Source organism: Dysgonomonas mossii (assembly GCF_004569505.1).
Classification (GTDB): domain Bacteria; phylum Bacteroidota; class Bacteroidia; order Bacteroidales; family Dysgonomonadaceae; genus Dysgonomonas.
The window spans coordinates 624,706-642,885 of record NZ_SPPK01000002.1 but is presented as its reverse complement, the minus strand read 5'-3'; the positions used below and the strand labels follow the sequence as shown (position 1 = coordinate 642,885).

General features: G+C 38.1%; 12 protein-coding genes. 2 read left to right on the top strand and 10 right to left on the bottom strand.

Annotated features, from left to right (window positions below):
- Positions 1 to 2: 2 nt before the first annotated feature.
- The 8 genes from E4T88_RS08090 to E4T88_RS08055 form a co-directional block, all read right to left on the bottom strand.
- Entirely contained in the window at positions 3 to 1,772 is a 1,770-nt protein-coding gene (locus E4T88_RS08090) for an acetylxylan esterase (protein WP_135104950.1), read from the bottom strand.
- A 244-nt stretch (positions 1,773 to 2,016) separates the two neighbouring features.
- On the bottom strand, positions 2,017 to 2,988 hold the full coding sequence (locus E4T88_RS08085) for a glycoside hydrolase family 5 protein (protein WP_135104949.1): 972 nt from the start codon (positions 2,986 to 2,988) through the stop codon (positions 2,017 to 2,019).
- Between the two features lie 71 nt (positions 2,989 to 3,059).
- Positions 3,060 to 4,718, bottom strand: coding sequence for a glycosyl hydrolase (locus E4T88_RS08080; RefSeq protein ID WP_135104948.1), 1,659 nt, complete (start codon positions 4,716 to 4,718; stop codon positions 3,060 to 3,062).
- Positions 4,719 to 4,785: 67 nt separating this feature from the next.
- Entirely contained in the window at positions 4,786 to 6,726 is a 1,941-nt protein-coding gene (locus tag E4T88_RS08075) for an IPT/TIG domain-containing protein (RefSeq protein WP_228093819.1), read from the bottom strand.
- Between the two features lie 22 nt (positions 6,727 to 6,748).
- A complete protein-coding gene (locus E4T88_RS08070; RefSeq protein WP_135104947.1) occupies positions 6,749 to 8,008 on the bottom strand; it encodes a glycan-binding surface protein in 1,260 nt (419 codons plus the stop codon).
- A 20-nt stretch (positions 8,009 to 8,028) separates the two neighbouring features.
- Positions 8,029 to 9,723: a RagB/SusD family nutrient uptake outer membrane protein gene (locus E4T88_RS08065; RefSeq protein WP_228093817.1), complete on the bottom strand. Its 1,695-nt coding sequence runs from the start codon at positions 9,721 to 9,723 to the stop codon at positions 8,029 to 8,031.
- 16 nt (positions 9,724 to 9,739) lie between these two features.
- The gene (locus tag E4T88_RS08060; protein ID WP_135104945.1) at positions 9,740 to 12,919 is read right to left on the bottom strand and encodes a SusC/RagA family TonB-linked outer membrane protein; all 3,180 of its coding nucleotides are present in this window, start codon (positions 12,917 to 12,919) and stop codon (positions 9,740 to 9,742) included.
- A 331-nt stretch (positions 12,920 to 13,250) separates the two neighbouring features.
- Entirely contained in the window at positions 13,251 to 14,129 is an 879-nt protein-coding gene (locus E4T88_RS08055; protein WP_135104944.1) for an AraC family transcriptional regulator, read from the bottom strand.
- Between the two features lie 240 nt (positions 14,130 to 14,369).
- On the opposite strand from E4T88_RS08055, the gene E4T88_RS08050 reads away from it, so the two are divergent.
- Positions 14,370 to 14,768 carry a hypothetical protein gene (locus E4T88_RS08050; RefSeq protein ID WP_135104943.1) on the top strand — a complete coding sequence of 133 codons (399 nt, stop codon included), beginning with the start codon at positions 14,370 to 14,372 and terminating at the stop codon, positions 14,766 to 14,768.
- 68 nt (positions 14,769 to 14,836) lie between these two features.
- Here E4T88_RS08050 and yidD read toward each other — a convergent pair whose 3' ends face one another.
- Together yidD and rnpA are read right to left on the bottom strand one after the other, a co-directional pair.
- Complete coding sequence (yidD, locus tag E4T88_RS08045) at positions 14,837 to 15,058, bottom strand: membrane protein insertion efficiency factor YidD (protein WP_006843153.1); 222 nt, start codon at positions 15,056 to 15,058, stop codon at positions 14,837 to 14,839.
- A gap of 5 nt (positions 15,059 to 15,063) precedes the next feature.
- Positions 15,064 to 15,483, bottom strand: coding sequence for a ribonuclease P protein component (rnpA, locus tag E4T88_RS08040; RefSeq protein WP_135104942.1), 420 nt, complete (start codon positions 15,481 to 15,483; stop codon positions 15,064 to 15,066).
- A gap of 260 nt (positions 15,484 to 15,743) precedes the next feature.
- On the opposite strand from rnpA, the gene E4T88_RS08035 reads away from it, so the two are divergent.
- Positions 15,744 to 18,095 (top strand): TonB-dependent receptor, encoded by a 2,352-nt coding sequence (locus E4T88_RS08035; protein ID WP_135104941.1) that lies wholly within the window; start codon positions 15,744 to 15,746, stop codon positions 18,093 to 18,095.
- Positions 18,096 to 18,180 lie beyond the last annotated feature (85 nt).

The window sequence follows — 18,180 nt, the reverse complement described above, 5'->3', positions numbered from 1 at the left end:
TATTATTTTATGTTTAATTTTTCTTTGATAAACGCTTTCGAAGCATCATTATACTCTTTGCCAACACTGTGGGCAAACTCAGGGAATGCCATCCAGCGTTTTTCGGATTTTACCTGATTATAAGCCGCAAAATTTATGTGAGGCGGACAAACGTTATCCTGAACTCCAATCCCCATAATAAGAGGACATTCAATCCACTGAGCCAGATTCTTGATATCAAAATAAGTAAGAAGTGAATAAACGTCTTCCCATTTAGCCTCGGGATGTGTTGTCATATAATTATCAAAATCGCTTTTAGGCCAAGGGGCTATTTTGAAATAATCAGGATAATCGGATAAGAAAGGAATACTGGGTGCTGCTACTTTTACGCGTTTGTCGAGAGCCGCAGCCACAAATGAAAGTGCTCCACCTTGGCTACCACCTCTTACAGCAATCTTTTCGGAGTCTATCTCTGGTCGGCTGCAAACAAAATCAAGTGCCCTGACTACATCCAAGAATGCCCCACGATAATAATAATTATCTTTATTATCGAGCCCGTATGTAATCCATGTTCCAAAACGATTTGTTGGTTGATTCAATGCTTGCCCCCTGATCGATAAAACAAAGTATGCAAATCCATCCCACCACTGATTTGGTGGATAAGGTTGTGAGCCATATCCCATATATTCTACAATTACGGGATGCTTACCTTCTCTTTTAGGCTTAGCATAATATCCTCTTATCAGCTCATTACCAAAAGAACGCATTTCAACCAAATAGACATCGTAATCTATTTTCGAATACTCGGGAACGAGTGTCAATTTATAATCCGGTGCAACTTTTGCAAGCTCTTTCAGGTTGTTATCCCAAAATGCTTTAAAATCATCTTTTGCATCGAGAGGCGAGTTAATTTTTTCGGGTTCGAAGCCGACATTAAACTTTTTCTCACAGGCTATTGTGTCGTTGCGTCTGAACTGAACGGTATATCTATAAAACCCGGGATTTGGATTATCGAAGCTAAAGGATTTGGATATTGAAGCTTTTCCGTCTATTTCTATATCCATAGAGTCAGCCTTTAGCGGTTGATAATCGTCTGTTGTGAGCGTTACCAACAATCGTCCTTGTACTGCCCATTTGTTCTTATTATCGATATTTACTTTTATCTGAACAGGACTAGGAGCCATAAATATATAGTCGGAGTCCGCCACCTGAACATTTAAGGCTAATTTATCTTTTGTTTCAGCGGTAGAGATCGATAGAGCAGCCCCCTGGAGGAAGCCACCGACATTCCAACCATCATGAAACTTAATCGCAATCAGGTTTTCTCCAGTAAGATTAATATCTTCTTCGGGAACAAAATAGTTTCGTTCATTGTCAAAGTAGCCTCTATAGTCTTGCGGAAATTGACCCGTTTTACCGACAAGCTTACCATTAAAGTAAACCTCATCGGTAGCAGCCAAACGTCCGAGATGAAGCATAATCCCACCTTTATTCTTTATGGCATTAACTAAGACATCCGACATTTGTATTCTTTTACGATACCAACCAAAGCCATTATCCAATTTGATGTTTTGATCTTTTAAGGATTTAGACGACAACACTTCTTGCCATGCAGTATCATTGTAGTCTACATTCATCCAAAGGCTGTCGACACCTTCTCCGGCATGAAATTTCCATTCGGCAGAAAATGATTCGGAAACGGTCGGGTCGAGATTTTCTTTTACCGCTTGTTTGCAGGATAAAACAAGAAAGAAAGTGATTACGGATAAGAGATATATCGTATATTTTTTCATGGTCTTTTAGCTATGATTCTATTTAATGATAGATAGTACAAATTTATAATTGTCAGCATCTTATTACAAATACTTTTTTAATCAATTATAATACTTTTTTTGGCATTTTACAGCGTCTACAAACTAAACACTATTGGCTTATTAGACATATAAATAAGAATATTCAATAGACAGTATGGAGAATACCGACATCCATACAAAGAATAATACTTTTTTAATCTTTAATTACAACTCACTGTTCTTTTTACTGTAGTGCGGCCTTTACTATTTTACCCCATTCTTTCAAATCGGAATCTTTCCAACCGGTAGCAGGAGATGTAGAATCTTTAATCATCGAACATGTTTCGTTTTTATCTGCGATAGACCACGCAACCCAACTTATCTGATGTTGTTTCATCCAGTTCAACCAATTATTCCATTCTGTTTTGTTTATAGCACCATCACCCGATGCTTCCATACCTGCACACTCCGACACAAAAATAGGAAGTCCTTTTCCGATGGCATAATCACCCCTATCACGTAAATATTGCTTATGTGTTGCAGCATAGAAATGTAGTGTATACATGATGTTATCATATCCTTCGATCGGATTATCTGCAGCCAGATGTATATCCTGATCCCAATGAGGTGTACCTACCAATATTACGTTCTTAGTATCTATCGCTCGAATCGTTTTAATTATTTCTTCCGAGTATGCTTTTACTGTTTCCCAAGAATCTTCTACCGGCTCATTGAATATCTCATATATTATATTCGGGTAGCCTTTGTATTTATTGGCAGCTCTTGTAAAAAACGCCTTGGCTTCCTGTGTCTTTATCCCATGACTATGCCAGTCTATAATAACATACATTCCATTTTCGATAGCCGCATCAACAACGTTATCGAGGCATTCGTTCGCTTTTTGAGGGTTGGTTATGTATGCTCCTTCGGGTTCAACCCCGATGGCTGCACGCACCAGATTACAATTCCAATCCGATTTGAGCCATGCTACAGTAGACTCATTATAGAAGCGCGGCCACCAATTATGCCACCCAAAGCTTACCCCCTTGAGAGCTATTGTCTTGCCGTCCTTATCTACCAATGAAGTACCTTTTACTGAAAGTTGACCATGCTGCTCTACAAAAGTCTGAGCAATTATTTGATCTGCATTGTCTCCGCTACATCCGACAAACAGGAAAAACAGTAGAATGTAAGCCTTGTAAAAATTCTTAATCATAACTCTCTATATTTTGTGAAAAAACTCTCCTTGCCCTAAAACAAGGAGAGAGTTAATATTCATTCTTTATATTATTTCATGCTCGGAACCTGGTCACGAGTAATCACATAAGTTTGCTTCATTGCATCTTTCCACCATTCGTCAGTAGCATGTTTGCTACCACTATCAGCTTTTCCATACCATGGCATAAACCATGCCCAACGTGCACCCGCACTCCATTGTTCGGATAGAAGACCAACTGTTCCACATTCGGAAAGGGCAATCACCTTATGCCCATAGCGAGCAAACTCCGATTGGTATATAGATGCACAATCGCTTGTATTCTTACTATATAAATCACGACCAATGATATCTACATACTCATCGCCCGGATACCAGCTACTATCGTCAGACTCGCTTGTCCACACCCAAATCAGGTTGTTTACACCCTGCGATTTGAAATAGTCGAACATAGCAATCCAGAGCTTTTTGCAAGAATCAGCATCTTTACCCCACCAGAACCAGCCGCCGGCAGCTTCGTGGAATGGACGCCAGATAACAGCAATTCCTTCCGATTGTAATTGTTTCAATGAAGTAGCTACCTTTGCAAGATCGGCCTTAAAGACTTCATTTTCGCGTGTTCCTTCAACTGTAGCCTTGGCTGCATCGAAGTATGTATCAGCTTTGTAAAAAGCATAATCTCCATTAGAATCGGCAGGTATCAGATAAACAGCTGTTACAGTGTAATCATGTCCGCTTATGATAAGACCCGAAGACTTTAATTTAGTTAGGATAGCATCTGTTATTTTCATCTCATAATAATCGCCACTGATAGAAAAATATTCGTAACCATCGGCAATCTGTCCCCAGTCACTACCTTTTAGTGAGCCTTGAGCCCCTGATGCCACGTCTTTGATTGCAACACGGATAATATCGTTAACCTTCGCTGATGCAAATCCCTCAAGAGCTGACGCATCAGTAAGCTGTACATTGCCCGACCAATCGGAAGGCATAGCTACATTACCATTCCATAACCTAGCCGATACGGGAACATTCCAATGCCACATAATAGAAACCAATCCACCTGCATCCCACCAGTTTTTTACAGGCGAAATATCGCTATAGTCAATCCAGTTGCTAGGAGAATATGGCAGATGCACATAATCGAAAGTATTTAATGCCGGGTATTTTCCGGTAAGAGTATGAACGGCTTCTGCTTCTTCTACATTCCAATTTACATTAGCCATCGTACCGGAGATAACTTTTTGTTTATAGCTTTCCACCAAAAACTGATACACCTTCTTTGCCTGAGCTGTAGCATTCGGATTACAAAGCGTAGCTGTTATAACAGGATCGGCCTTCGTTGTAAAGCTGATAGATGTTTCAGGCACTTCTATATAAGTCGGTCCAAGTACAACACCTGCAGGTACAACTAGTTTGTAAGTCTTACCTTTTTCCAATCCGGTAGCTTTAATCGTTATCTGACTTAACTTAAATGAAACATCCGTTATAGTAGCTCCCTCTATAGTAATCTTTTCCTGTCCGGCTTTGGGACAGAATATATTCTGATCATAATTCAGAACAATAGTTATGTCACCTTCAGGCAAATCTGTTGTTCCATCAACAGGTGTACTGCTTGCTAATTGGGGAACACCCGGATCGCCGATAACCGGATCATCAACATCGGTACAGGCAGTCATTAGGATAACCCCCAGTAAGATATAAAAAATATTTTGTGCTATTTTTTTCATAATACATATTTTTGTAAAAAGCCTGCCTAATATAAATTCAGATTAGGCAAGCCTTTATTTTATAATATTACCGACCAGTTATAATAGAAACCTTAGAGATTACAAGATGCTCCCCTTGAATAACAATTGCTGTAGTTGACCAACCATCGTTAGCTCCTAATATATTGTCAAGGAATGGTTGAGTTAATTCCATCTCATAATATGTTAAACTTGTATCAGTAAATACAGGTGTATCCCACGTTGCCCAGTTTGCATTATTAATCTGCAATTGTCCATATCCGGTAACTGTAAAATAGAATTTAAGTATTGCTCCGGCTTTTATTCCATCAAAAGATTCCTTATACAGACGGAATGCGCCTCCAGCTCCTTCACCCGCCCAAGATCCAAGGTCACGTGTTTCATTCATTATCACAGTTTCTACTATCCCCGAAGAGACAATACGTATTGTATAAGTCACTTCTCCGTTAGATGAGATCAGCTTAAATGCTGTATTTCCATTAGCATTACTTGGAACAAGTATACTAAGAGTAGAACCTTGCAAAATATACTGTGTATTATTTCCGTTTACCTGCACATTGGTCAGTTTATCCGCATTCTGAACATCTACTTTCAAAATAGTACCCGACTTGATTTCCTCATCTGAACCCGGAAGAACAGGTATATAACAGAAGTCTGGTTTAGTCACTGTCAAAACGGAGCCCTTTACAGTCTCTCCATTTTTCATTGTTAATGTCAGTTCTCCTGTCTCTGCATCTACCGGGGCTTTTACCACCAAGTCAGTAGAAGATGTTGGAGTAACTTCAACAACTTTGTTTCCTCCGAATGTTACAGATGTAACAAGATCTAGATTCTTACCTTTTATTGTAAATTCATTACCGGCAGCGACAGAAGATGGATTGTATGACAATATCTCAGGTTTTAACGTAGCAATTTTTACTGATACAGTTTTTCCACTAGCGGTATTTAGAATAAGATCTCCTGTTTTGGCATTAGTTGGAGTAGTTACTTTTATTTCCGTTGCACTCTTCGATGTAGGTGTTACAGCCTCTGATACTCCTGGGAATAATGCTGTAGTAACCAAATCCATATTAACCCCTTTGATCGAAATGACACTACCATCCTTTATGCCTGTAGCAGGAGTAGCCACCAAATCCGTTGGCACAGCGACACCGATATTAGCTATAGCTACATGTACGCCCGAGTAAGCAACCATTACAATAGCGCCATCGGTGATACCCTCAGGCAGAGTGAATGCCAATACGTCATCTTTTATTGCATGAGCCACAGGCGCTCCATCAGGAAGCTGTACTGACTCTACCAGATCAAGATTCTGACCTATTGTAGAAACTACATCTCCGGGTTTTTTATTTGTAAGATCCAATACCTTTTCTACAGAAGGGAGAACTACTTGCAATTCTGTTTCTGATTTCAATTCCACCGGAATAGCAGCTGTGTCAGCCAAAATAATAATACCGGTCTGTGCTTCGCGAGGAACAACGACTTCAATCTTTTTACGCTCCCATGTCAAAAAATCTTTATAAGATACTTCCACATTATCAGAAAAGACTACTTTCTGAATCAAATTCAGATAATCACCTTCTATTGTTAGAGTCTGACCTGCCTTGACAGGAGATGGTGCAAACTTCGTAATAGATATAGGCTCTGTATATTTAAGCAACGTTTTGGTAGTTATTTCTAAACCTGAGGCAACAAGTTTAACATAGCCTTCTTTAGCATCCTGAGGAATGGTAATCTTTATTTTTTCTTTACTTACCACTTCTATATCAGTAATCTCAATACCTTCGGGAAGGATTACACTTGTTACTTTATCAAGGTTTTTCCCTATAAAGGTAAGCTCGCTACCACGTAGAGCCGGACTTGGGCCAAAAGCTTCAAGAACCACAGCACCCGAACTATTATCATCATCGTTAGAACATGCCGAGAATGTAACTGCAAAAATTACCAGCATTACTAAAACGACTTTTCCATATATATTATTCAATATCATATTCTTATAATTTTAGCAATTATCATTGAGCTTTAACAACACGTACATTATCAATATGGAATGTAGGGTTACAAGGTGTACCTGTTACTCCTCCTCCATTAACAAATAATGTAATACCGGAGTAATGTCCTGCAGCATTTACCTTATTCAGGTTAGTACCATCTTTGCTATATTTAAAATCTGTCATTGGTATGGTTACCGTAACCCAACCATTACTGACATAAGTGCCTGTATCTGCCCATGGAATCCACAATGCCCGAGGATAATTACTATTTGACAAATAAGCATTATTAGGGTTACCACCGGTAGAACCACCTTCCTGCCAATTCATCCAAACATCTGAAGCTCCTGTAAAAATAATTTGAAGAGCAGCAGCAGACCATACGTCAGGTATATTTACCTCAAATTTTAAAACATATTTATCAAGGGCACCTGCATCAAAGAAATCAGGATCGGTAGTACGATATGTCCAGCGTTCATAACCAAATTTGCTATCATCCCATTTGTCATCATCCATTTCTCCTGTAAATATCAGATACTGTCCACAACCTGTTAATCCACCGTCAGTACTATATCCTGAGCCGGCATGCCATCCATGATGATATCCACCATCAGCAAACTTTGTATCAAAGTCTAGAATGATATTTCTATTATCTCTAAAATAGAATGGACTTTCAGTTGTACCATATACAGATGTAACTTTTACAGGTCCGGGCTTAGCACCTACAGGAACTTTTACTGCTATATTATCTAGATCATGGCTCACAACTTCACCTTGCAATCCTCCTTCAAAAGTTACAGTCAAAGGGTTAGCGTCTTCATGAATAAAATAAAGACCATGAATATAAGCAACATTGCCATCATCAACATATTCACATGTCATGGATTTAGGTGCAGGTGCAGGAACTTTTGTTTCGAAAGTATAATAGCAAGAGTCATTATTTGTATATAACTTAATCAAATCTTGCTTCTCTCCAGGAATACCTGAAGGTATATTAACAATAATAGTATTGTCCGTCACAAAATTCGGGTTTAACTTGGCTTTCTGATCATTAAAATAAACCTTATTAACTTTCGACAAGTTTTCTCCAATAATGGCAATCTGAGTACCCAAATATCCGCTTGTCAATAAAGAATCAGAAATAGTTGCGTCGCATGGGCGTATGTATCTAACGACCGGAGTACCTCCTCCCGAGCCGCCTTTATCGTCATCATCCGAGCACGAATTGAATGAGACAAGAGCAAGTAATACAATAGCTATATTTAAAATATATTTTTTCATAATCTAGTCTTACTTAAAAGTTAAAATGCATAATCAACCGGTTCCTGAGTTATACTTGGTGTCTTTGTTACTGTTTCCGCAGGAACAGGCAACACAAGATTTTTTTCTGTAATAGTTATAGTTCCTACATTTTTATCAAGATAGAATATAGAACCTTTACCCGAAGAATCATCGCTCGGATCGAGAGGAGTAAACCCTCCGTGATGTGCATTGCTGGCATTACGTTCTTGCCATGTATAACTACCATTAGAAATATATTGACGTTCACGCTTCATTCCATTCAAATAAGAAAGAGCCTTATTCATATCCCTATAGCTCATCCGTTTAATGTCAAGGAAGTTGACACCTTCAAGAGCAAATTCGACACGACGTTCTTTGATCAACTGATCGTAAGTAATAGAAGTGGCTTTTGTAGAAAATCCGGCACGTTCACGTACCTTATCATATACGGTCAATGCCAAAGCGTCAGTAGTAGATGTACCCGAGCCGATACATGCCTCAACATAACACAGATATACATCTGCCAAACGGAGTAAATAAATATTATTACCTGCATCCTGATTGGATGTTCCCGCAACTCCGTCACAATCGGAATTAGCTCCGATTACGTATTTCCTTACATGTGCCAACATACCATTTGATGTTTCGGTAGACTCATCTTGCGAAAAATTATGATAAGTATATCCACCGCCACCCAAATTTGGATAGCTATCACCATTGCGCATGTATGTATAATAACGGCGGGCATCATTCGAATCAAAAGCTTCTTGCAAACTAAGAGTCGGTCCCTTACCTGCTCCCCAAGATGAACCTAAAGTAATCAGTGCATTACGAGACAAAGAGACATTGCGTCCGTTACCGTATCCATAACCATCGTTTGTACATTGTATAGCAAACAAAGACTCTGAAGAGTTGTTTCCTTTTGGATAAAACATTGTAGAAAGGTCTGAATATAATTTCAGCCCACTATCATTAATTACCTCAGCTGCGTAAGATTTAGCTTTGGCAAAATTATCGGATGATGATGCATCAGAAAGGTGAGAAGCCATCGTTAGATGAAGCTTTGCCAACATACCTATAGCTGTATATTTTGAGCATCTACCGGTCTGAAATGGAGTTGAAGGAAGATTGTCTTTAGCGAATTCGAGATCCTGACGGATAAATTCGTAAACACTTGCTTGCTTATGGCGAATCACCTGACCTCCGGAGATATTATTATTTGTTATAATCGGAACATCCTGCCAGTACTCTGTTAACCAATAATAAGCAATAGCACGAATACAACGAGCCTCACCAAGAGCACGATTTATTACCGTTTCCGAAACTCCATTAGATCTTGCTGCGGCAGGCATCCCATTGATAATATTATTACAATACGAAACTACACGGTAAAGCCCATTCCACCCCTGAGTAAGGAAGGAATTCCCATTCTGGAAAGTCATATAATAAAATTGACCTTCCTGATCGTAAGTGTAATAAAGGTCTCCGGCAAGCTCATCTCCTGCCATCCACATAAAATTCATTCCAAAGTCTTGCCAGACAAACGCAGCATACAGAGAGGCAGAGTTGGCATTAACGGCAGACTCTGATGTGTAATATGTCTCCAGCACCTGCTCTGACTCAGGAACTATAGTCAAGAAATCATTACAAGATGTAGCACCCAGGATAATGGATGAAAGACAAATTGATTTGATTATATTTTTAATATTCTTCATGTTTTTATCTTTAAAATTAGAAAGTAACATTTGCACCTAAAGTAAATACACGAGGTGATGGATAACGTCCCATATCCACGTTAGAAAGACCTGCCTGCTGGTTGTAAGAACCAATTTCAGGATCTAAACCTGAATAACCTGTAAACGTATACACATTCTGAACGTTGAAATAGAGTTTACAATTAGATATGCCTGTCTTCTTCAACCAAATCTTTGGCAGGTTATATGCTAATGATATATTCTGAATGCGCAAATAGCTTCCATCTTCGATCCAACGGTCACTCATACGGTTGTTACCATTGATATCATTACCGCTCCAACGAGGCAGTGTTGCATTCGGATTGATTATATAGCTATTATCTACATTTGCCACATCATATTTATTTCCATTAACGTATCCCAATTGTGCACGATTGAGTACTGTGGTCGACTGATTGTCCCACTGGGACATCACACCTTCTGTTTTTACACGTACATAGTTCAAGATATCAGCTCCTACCGATCCGGTGAGGCCAATGCCTAGTTCCCAATCTTTGTAGTTAAAGGTATTAGAAAAACCAAAAGTAAAGTCCGGATTAGGATCTCCAATAACCGTTTGGTCATATTCGTTAATGATGCCATCAGGAACACCATTAGGCCCGCTGATATCTTTAAACTTAACATCACCAACCCAAGCACCGGTAGTGCGATGAATCTCTACACCTTCGGGCTTCGCTGAATTTCTCAAGTCTTCCGCATCTTTATAAAGTCCGTCGGTTTTGTATCCATAAAATACACCGATAGGTTGTCCTACCGAAATCATCGATACACTTTGAAATGCAGCATACCAATCTAATCTTCCATAAGAAGGGGTACCCAAGTCATCCAGCTCTTTTACTTTATTGCGGTTTAAAGAGAATGATAAGGCTGAAGTCCAATTAAAATCTTTACCCGCTATATTATGTGTATTCAATGATATATCAAGTCCTCGGTTTTCCACTTTTCCAATATTCATCCATGGAGTCTGAATATCAGTCCATCCTAAACCTCCAAGAACCGGCGAAACGGAAGGTTGAAGTAAGAGATCTTTTGTAGTCTTATAATATGTATCTACAGTAAGATTAACTCGATTATTAAATAATCCCAAATCAATACCTCCATTATATTGTACCGAAGCTTCCCATTTCAGGTCAGGGTTAGCATTATTTGACATACGATAAGCTGTACCAAACACGGTTTGAAAAGCTTGCATAGTAGATCCATAACGATATGTAGGTAATCCATCATTCCCATTCATACCATAACCCAACCTCAATTTCAGATTCGACAACCAGTTTTGTGTTTCCTCCATAAATTTTTCACTAGATATGCGCCATGCTGCAGCAAATGATGGAAAATATCCCCAACGATGGTTTACGCCAAATCTAGAAGATCCATCCGCCCTTAAAGTTGCGGTTAATAAGTAACGATTGTCAAAATTATAATTCGCACGTCCAAAAACAGAAACTTTTGCTGAAGAATCTTTTGTACCATTACTTGCCACAAACTTACCATCAGAACCAATCACATGAATATCATTTGAAGACAATTGATCTTTTTGTAATTGCAGGCTTTCCCATGATGATTTAGAAGCTTCTGTTCCGGCCATTAAGTTAATGCTGTGTTTATCAAAAGTCTGATTGTATGTAGCATAGTTCATCCAGTTCCAATATAAGCTATGCGCTTCGTTTTGCATAATCATTACATTGGTATTCTTCAACTGACCGTATTCATAACTTGGCTTGAATCCCTTATTTGTACTATTGGAGCCATCAATACCCACTTCTGAACGAAAATTAAGATATTGATTGAGAGTAAACTGCCCATAGATATTAGCTATAACCCTCTCGCGGCGCAAGGTATTGATCTGATCTTTAGTCAATGCCACAGGGTTATATATCGAAGACCCATTTACGGTCTCAGGTCCTGCATAATTTCCATCAAAGTCATAAACAGGAACTGCCGGCGACATTAATGCAGCTTGCATTACCACGCCATTGATACCATCATTATTGATAATAGATTCATCTGTCCGTGAATAGGAAAGAGATGCTCCGACCTTTATATATTTATTAAATTCATTATCAACGTTCACCCTACCGGTAAATCGCTCAAAATCTGAATTTAGTAATATACCGTCTTGATTTGTATAACTTATAGATGCCAGATATTGAGTTTTATCTGTTCCTCCATTTAGGGAAAGGCTATGGTTTTGCATCCATGCATTATCCATTACGGCATCTTGCCAGTTTGTACCTTTGCCCAACAAAGAAGGATCAAGGTAAGCCTGATCAACATTCGGCAAGAAACCTTCATTGTAAAGCTGTTGTTGGTAAGTTCCATACTGGCGTAGGTTCATCATATCCAATTTATCGATAGGAGATTGAAGAGAAATACTTCCATCGTACGTAATATTTGTACGCCCTTTGTTTCCTCTTTTAGTTGTAACGATCACAACCCCGTTAGCTCCGGCAGAACCATAAATTGCGGCTGCGGACGCATCCTTCAATACATCTATAGATAGGATATCGCTTGGAGCAATAGCTGATAATGGGTTTACTACGTTTTGACCGTTAGAACCTCCCGACCAAGAAAAACCGACTGTAGATGAACCGGCACCACTCATTGGCACTCCGTCAATCACATACAGAGGTTCATTTGTCAAATTAATAGAAGAAGCACCACGAATACGTATCGAGGTAGCTGCTCCCGGTGCTCCCGAGTTGGAAGCAACCTGTACTCCGGCCACACGCCCTTGGAGCGCCTGGTCGAGGTTTGTGATAACGGACTCTTTAAGCCTGTCTGCCGATAAGCTACTAACAGAACCCGTCAGGTCACTTTTCTTCATTGTACCATACCCAACAACAACGACTTCTTCCAAAGCCACATTGTCTTCCTGAAGGGCAACATTAATAGGTTTATCTGATTCTACTTTTACTGATTGGGGCGTCATACCTATAAAAGAATATGTAAGGACATCGCCCTTATTCGCTTTTATAGTATAATTTCCGTCAAAGTCAGTCATCACACCGACTTTGGTCTGTGTTTGAACTGTCACACCCGGCATCGGTGAGCCGTCTTTAGCATCTGTTACCTTCCCTGAAATTTGATAGTTCTGCGCATACATAGCACATGGAACCATACATATCAGGAGCAATAAAAAAAGGATTTTTCTCATAATTTAAGGCTTCGATAATGATTAGTAATATTTTTACACGGTTAGATTTGCTTTATTCTCATATTGCTTCTTAGCGTAATACAAATGTATTTATGATAATAAAATATAACAAATACTATATTATCACATAGTAATACTTTATTATCAAAAACAAAAAGTAGACTCTTTCGCTAGCAAGCACAGAATCTACTTTAGCATCTAATTATAAGATACATATTATATAAATAAGGATTATTCACAAAGGATAATAATAATATTTTTCAGCTGACACATATAGAAAAAACATTAAGTCAAAATCAAAAAAATATCATAAATTGACAAAAAAGTATTATCACACAAAAAACTTAGACTCTTTATAATTTTCTCTAAATTCGCGTGGAGTACATCCTTTTTTCTTTTTGAATATACGATTAAAGTTCGACAGATTGTTAAACCCGCACACAATGCTAATCTCAGCAACACTATGAGTAGTATCAACCAGCATACGCGTAGCATGCCCTAAGCGTATGTCATTTAACGAATCGATAAAATTACGACCTGTACGCTGTTTTATAAAACGGCTGAAAGCAACTTCGGTCATCCCGACCAGATTTGCAACATCGGAAAGCCGGACTTCTTTACTATAATTTTCCAACATATGATTGTAAGCACGTTCTATCCGCCTGCTATCATAATTTTGCGTATGTTCATTAAACGATCGGCTGGATAATTCGCGCATAGGCGATAAAGACAAATCGGATAGGATACCAAACAGATTTAAAACAGAATGAGCTCCCTCATGTTCCGAAGCAAGAGAATATAGCCTGTCTTTTATTTGCTTTATGGTCTCCTTCGAAAAGGTAACCCCATAAATGGCTTTCTCAAACATCTCTTTTACCGACCTGAATTGATTTTTCTGCAAAAGCTGTTCATTCAGAAGGTCGCCATGAAACTGAATTGTTATTTCCTTTATCTCTTTCGACTGACATTTATGATCCAGCCAACCATGTTCAAGGCTAGACCCGGTGATTAAGGTTAGTTCTAAATCGTCAATCTCCTCTATACTATCGCCGACTACCCGTCTTGCTCCCGCCCCATTTTCTATAAAATTCAGCTCAAACTCGGCATGGACATGAATAGGAAATGTAAAATGCTGTTTTATACGGGAAAAAATCATGAAACAGTCCCTTTGCGATAGAGGAGTGACCTCTCTCAATATTGAGTCTTTCATTGTATTTTAATGTTATAATATTCATATTTTTCTCAAAAGAAAACATTGTTTCCGAAAAAACAAATATATTTATGCAAAAAATATAACACAACATAATGCAACATACAGAATATTAAATAAAAACATAAAAAATTTCAATTTGTATTTTTTTCATTATATTTATCCTACACAATATTGAAAACATTTAGAACAAACTAATTAATTGAACCAATCGTAAACTACATTTAATTACTTACAATTATGAAAAAATTAATAGTCAGTCTGTTTATATTAACAGCAATGACAACCGTCACAACTATCAAAGCTCAAGAAAAAATCGTTATCAGCGAAAGAACCGCAGCTAAAATAGAAAGTATAAGAACCAAAGCCGCAAAAGATGCTGCCGATGCAGATAAAAAAATGGAGCAGGAAATAGAAAAGGCAAAAAAGCAAATAGATTCTGATACTAAAAAAGCCGCAGACGACGCTAAAAAAAGAATGGAAAAAGATTCGAAAAAAGGAGCTGAGGATGCTCAGAAAAAAGCAGATAAGGCTATAGCAAAAGCCAAGGAGAAAGCTGAAAAGACTAAACTAAAAGCTAAGATGAAAGCTGAAAAGGAAATACAGAAAATAAAAACTGAGAAAGCTATCAATATTTAATTTTGACATTTAATAACACTTGAGTAAAGAAGAACTCTCTCGACAAATCGAAGGGGGTTCTTTTTATTTTAAGGAACTGGATCATACCCATGTCCACCCCAAGGATTGCAGCGAGCAATACGCTTTGTCGCCAACCAAAAACCTTTGAATGGTCCGTATTTTTTTATTGCCTGAATTGCGTATTCCGAACATGTAGGTGTATAACGACACGAGGGGGGTAGCATAGGCGAGATACTGTATTTGTAGAAATATACAGGCAGCAACAATATCCAGGATAATAGCTTCTTCATTCGGTTTATTCTATTTTCCTAATCTTATCGGATAATAAGAGTTGAGCCTTTTGCATTGCCTTCTCTATCTCTGCATACGTAGGTAATTCTGTCTTTAAATACAAGAAAGCAATATCCAAACGCTTGTTATGAATTTGTAACAATTCCGACAATGATGATTTATTTAATCTGTAAGCTTCCCTTATCAGGCGTTTTACCCTATTGCGCTTTACCGCTCGTTTAAACTTTTTCTTAGCCACACTTATCATCACCGAAGCATACTGATTCTCCTTATTATCCTCATCAGTCAATAAATAAACAACTCGTAGAGGATAAGCCACAAAAGAATCTCCATTTGCAAAAATGTTCTCAATAGCCTTCGTACTACAAAGCTTCTCTTGTTTCGAAAATGTCTTTTTACAATCGGTAGAATATGCTTCTGTCATCACTTTTCTAAAGAAGCAAAGATACATTAAATAATTTTCAAAAAACATTCTTGCTCTTTAGCTATCAAAGGAAAATAATTTTACACAAAACACAACGCACATATAAACAGAATATTAAAACACAAATCCATTCGTATTTTTTAATCTTCAGATAAGAATATATAGAAAAATTCATTTTTACATGTAACCTTTTCCGAGGCAACTACGTCATAAAAGTAACGAGCTCGATACAACAAATCAATATGTAAGGAATAAGGAATATGAAACAAAGATTAATAATACTAGCCGCACTATTTATAATCGTCTCATCAACACTGTTAGGTCAGATTAATATATCAGGAACCGTAGTTGATACAGATACTCATGACATTATAGAATTTGCAAACATAGCACTGCTGAAACAAGACTCAAGTTTTGTAGCAGGCGCATCATCAGATACAAAAGGTCTATTTGCTTTTAATAACATCCCCACAGGTGACTATATATTATCAGCCACATTTGTAGGATATGGGAAAAGATATATTCCTGTTAAGAATGCAGTTGAAAACACAGATCTGGGAAATGTACCGTTGAAATCCTCTGATATAGTACTCAAAGATGTAACAGTAACAGCAAATGCAGTTATACAAAAACCCGACAGGAAAGTAATTATCCCATCCGATGCACAGATAAAAGCATCGAATAGCGGTATTACACTACTACGTAATCTTCAGTTATCACGTATTATCGTAAACCCTTTGAACAATACAATTAGCTTGCCGGGTGGTGATGCCGTACAGCTTCGCATCAATGGAGTAGAAGTAACTATCGCAGAGATTACAGCTATTCAGCCCGAAGATATAATCCGTATCGAATATCATGACGATCCGGGAATGCGCTACGGGAATGTAGGTGCTGTTATCGATTATATCACACGTCGCAGAGATTCGGGAGGAAATGTATCGGCGAATCTGGCTAATGTCCCATTTGGAGGATTGGGCTGGGGCGAGAATTTTCTTTCAGCGAAAGTAAATCATAAGAAGTCAGAGTTTGGTGTTAATGCATATTGGTCGCGTAGAAATATAGAATGGACACGCGAAAATGAGGAGACATTTGTATTTCCCGACAAAACATTGACTCGTACAGAAGAAGGGCAACCAACAACATTTAAAGACGACAGGCTGAACGTTGCACTGAATTATAGTTTGAATGAAGCGGACAAATACATGTTTAACGCAACATTAAGAAATAATTATCAGAAAACACCGAATCAGTTTTCAGACAGAAACAGTATGATCTACTCTTCGGATAACAATAACCCTCTGTCAATCTCCGATCATTCGACATGGAGAAGTTATGCTCCTTCGTTAGACTTGTATTACCAACGAAACCTAAAGAACGATCAGCTTTTGATATTCAATTTAGTAGGCACATATATCGACTCTAAATCTACACGTTCGTATCAGGAACGTAGAAACAGTATACTGAATACAGATATATATTCATCAGTACTTGGAGATAAATACTCCTTAATAGCGGAAGGTATATATGAGAAAACACTGAAAGCAGGAAAGATATCAGCCGGACTGAAACATACCCAAAGTTATACGAACAATAGTTACGAAGGAAATGTTGCTGCCAATGTAGGACTCAACTTTGCTGAAACATACGGCTATGCAGAGTTCCAATTTAAAAAGAATAAGTTTAACTATTCGTTAGGGTTGGGCGTAATGCGTAACTATAATAGTCAAGGAGAAAACCATAACGAAAAATATATCTTCCGCCCAAATGTTCGTGTATCTTATAATATTAACGACAATGCATATATCAGATACAATGGATACATATCAGGATATTCGCCTTCATTGTCGGACTTGAACAATGTAGAACAAGATATTGACTCATTACAAATCCGAAAGGGTAATCCTAACCTCCAGACAGTATGGTATTATACCCATACACTAACGGGCGGATATAACAAAGGAATATTCGGGGCAGAATTCTTTATGAGATATAGTTACGATCATAAGCCAATCATGGAACAAGTAACTTTTGAAGAAGGCAAATTCGTTCGTACAAATATCAATCAGAAAGGATTCCATAGATTAAATACGGAGGCAACATTCAAATTAAAACCCTTTGGCGAATATCTCACACTATCCGTTACACCCGGATTCAACCGATATATAAGCTATGGGGAAGAATTTACTCATACGTATAGCTCGTGGCGGGTGCGAGGTTCTGCTACATTCAATTATAAAAAATGGTCTTTATCAGGAGATGTATATACACGCTGGAATAACTTTTGGGGCGAAACAATGGAAAGAGGAGAACGCCTTCATATTGTATCGGTAGGATATTCAGACGAAAGCCGTCTATTAGGCCTGGAAAAAGTAAAATGGAGTCTTACCGGAGGAATGTTTAATCCATTTGCAAAAAGTTATTCGCAAGGCAGCCGCAATTATTCGGCTCTGACACCAAACAAATCGTTGGTGTATACCGATAATCTGAAACAGATATTTGTAATAAATTTTACAATAAACTTCAACTTCGGACGCCAGTACAAAGCAGGCAACAAACGATTGAATAATGATGATACGGACGCAGGTATCATGTCAGGATCGAAAAAATAAGGTCTCCACAATAATATAATATTAAGATTAACTTAATATTGATTGTGTTTACAAATTGCCTCTACAGACGTGATGTTTGGAGAGG

Bases quoted from the DNA above. Each gene is read 5' to 3' on its own strand.
- E4T88_RS08085 (WP_135104949.1), bottom strand. From the start codon at position 2,988: ATGATTAAGAATTTTTACAAGGCTTACATTCTACTGTTTTTCCTGTTT.
- E4T88_RS08060 (WP_135104945.1), bottom strand. From the start codon at position 12,919: ATGAGAAAAATCCTTTTTTTATTGCTCCTGATATGTATGGTTCCATGT.
- E4T88_RS08065 (WP_228093817.1), bottom strand. From the start codon at position 9,723: ATGAAGAATATTAAAAATATAATCAAATCAATTTGTCTTTCATCCATT.
- E4T88_RS08035 (WP_135104941.1), top strand. From the start codon at position 15,744: ATGAAACAAAGATTAATAATACTAGCCGCACTATTTATAATCGTCTCA.
- E4T88_RS08075 (WP_228093819.1), bottom strand. From the start codon at position 6,726: ATGATATTGAATAATATATATGGAAAAGTCGTTTTAGTAATGCTGGTA.
- rnpA (WP_135104942.1), bottom strand. From the start codon at position 15,483: ATGACAGAAGCATATTCTACCGATTGTAAAAAGACATTTTCGAAACAA.
- E4T88_RS08080 (WP_135104948.1), bottom strand. From the start codon at position 4,718: ATGAAAAAAATAGCACAAAATATTTTTTATATCTTACTGGGGGTTATC.
- E4T88_RS08050 (WP_135104943.1), top strand. From the start codon at position 14,370: ATGAAAAAATTAATAGTCAGTCTGTTTATATTAACAGCAATGACAACC.
- yidD (WP_006843153.1), bottom strand. From the start codon at position 15,058: ATGAAGAAGCTATTATCCTGGATATTGTTGCTGCCTGTATATTTCTAC.
- E4T88_RS08090 (WP_135104950.1), bottom strand. From the start codon at position 1,772: ATGAAAAAATATACGATATATCTCTTATCCGTAATCACTTTCTTTCTT.
- E4T88_RS08055 (WP_135104944.1), bottom strand. From the start codon at position 14,129: ATGAAAGACTCAATATTGAGAGAGGTCACTCCTCTATCGCAAAGGGAC.
- E4T88_RS08070 (WP_135104947.1), bottom strand. From the start codon at position 8,008: ATGAAAAAATATATTTTAAATATAGCTATTGTATTACTTGCTCTTGTC.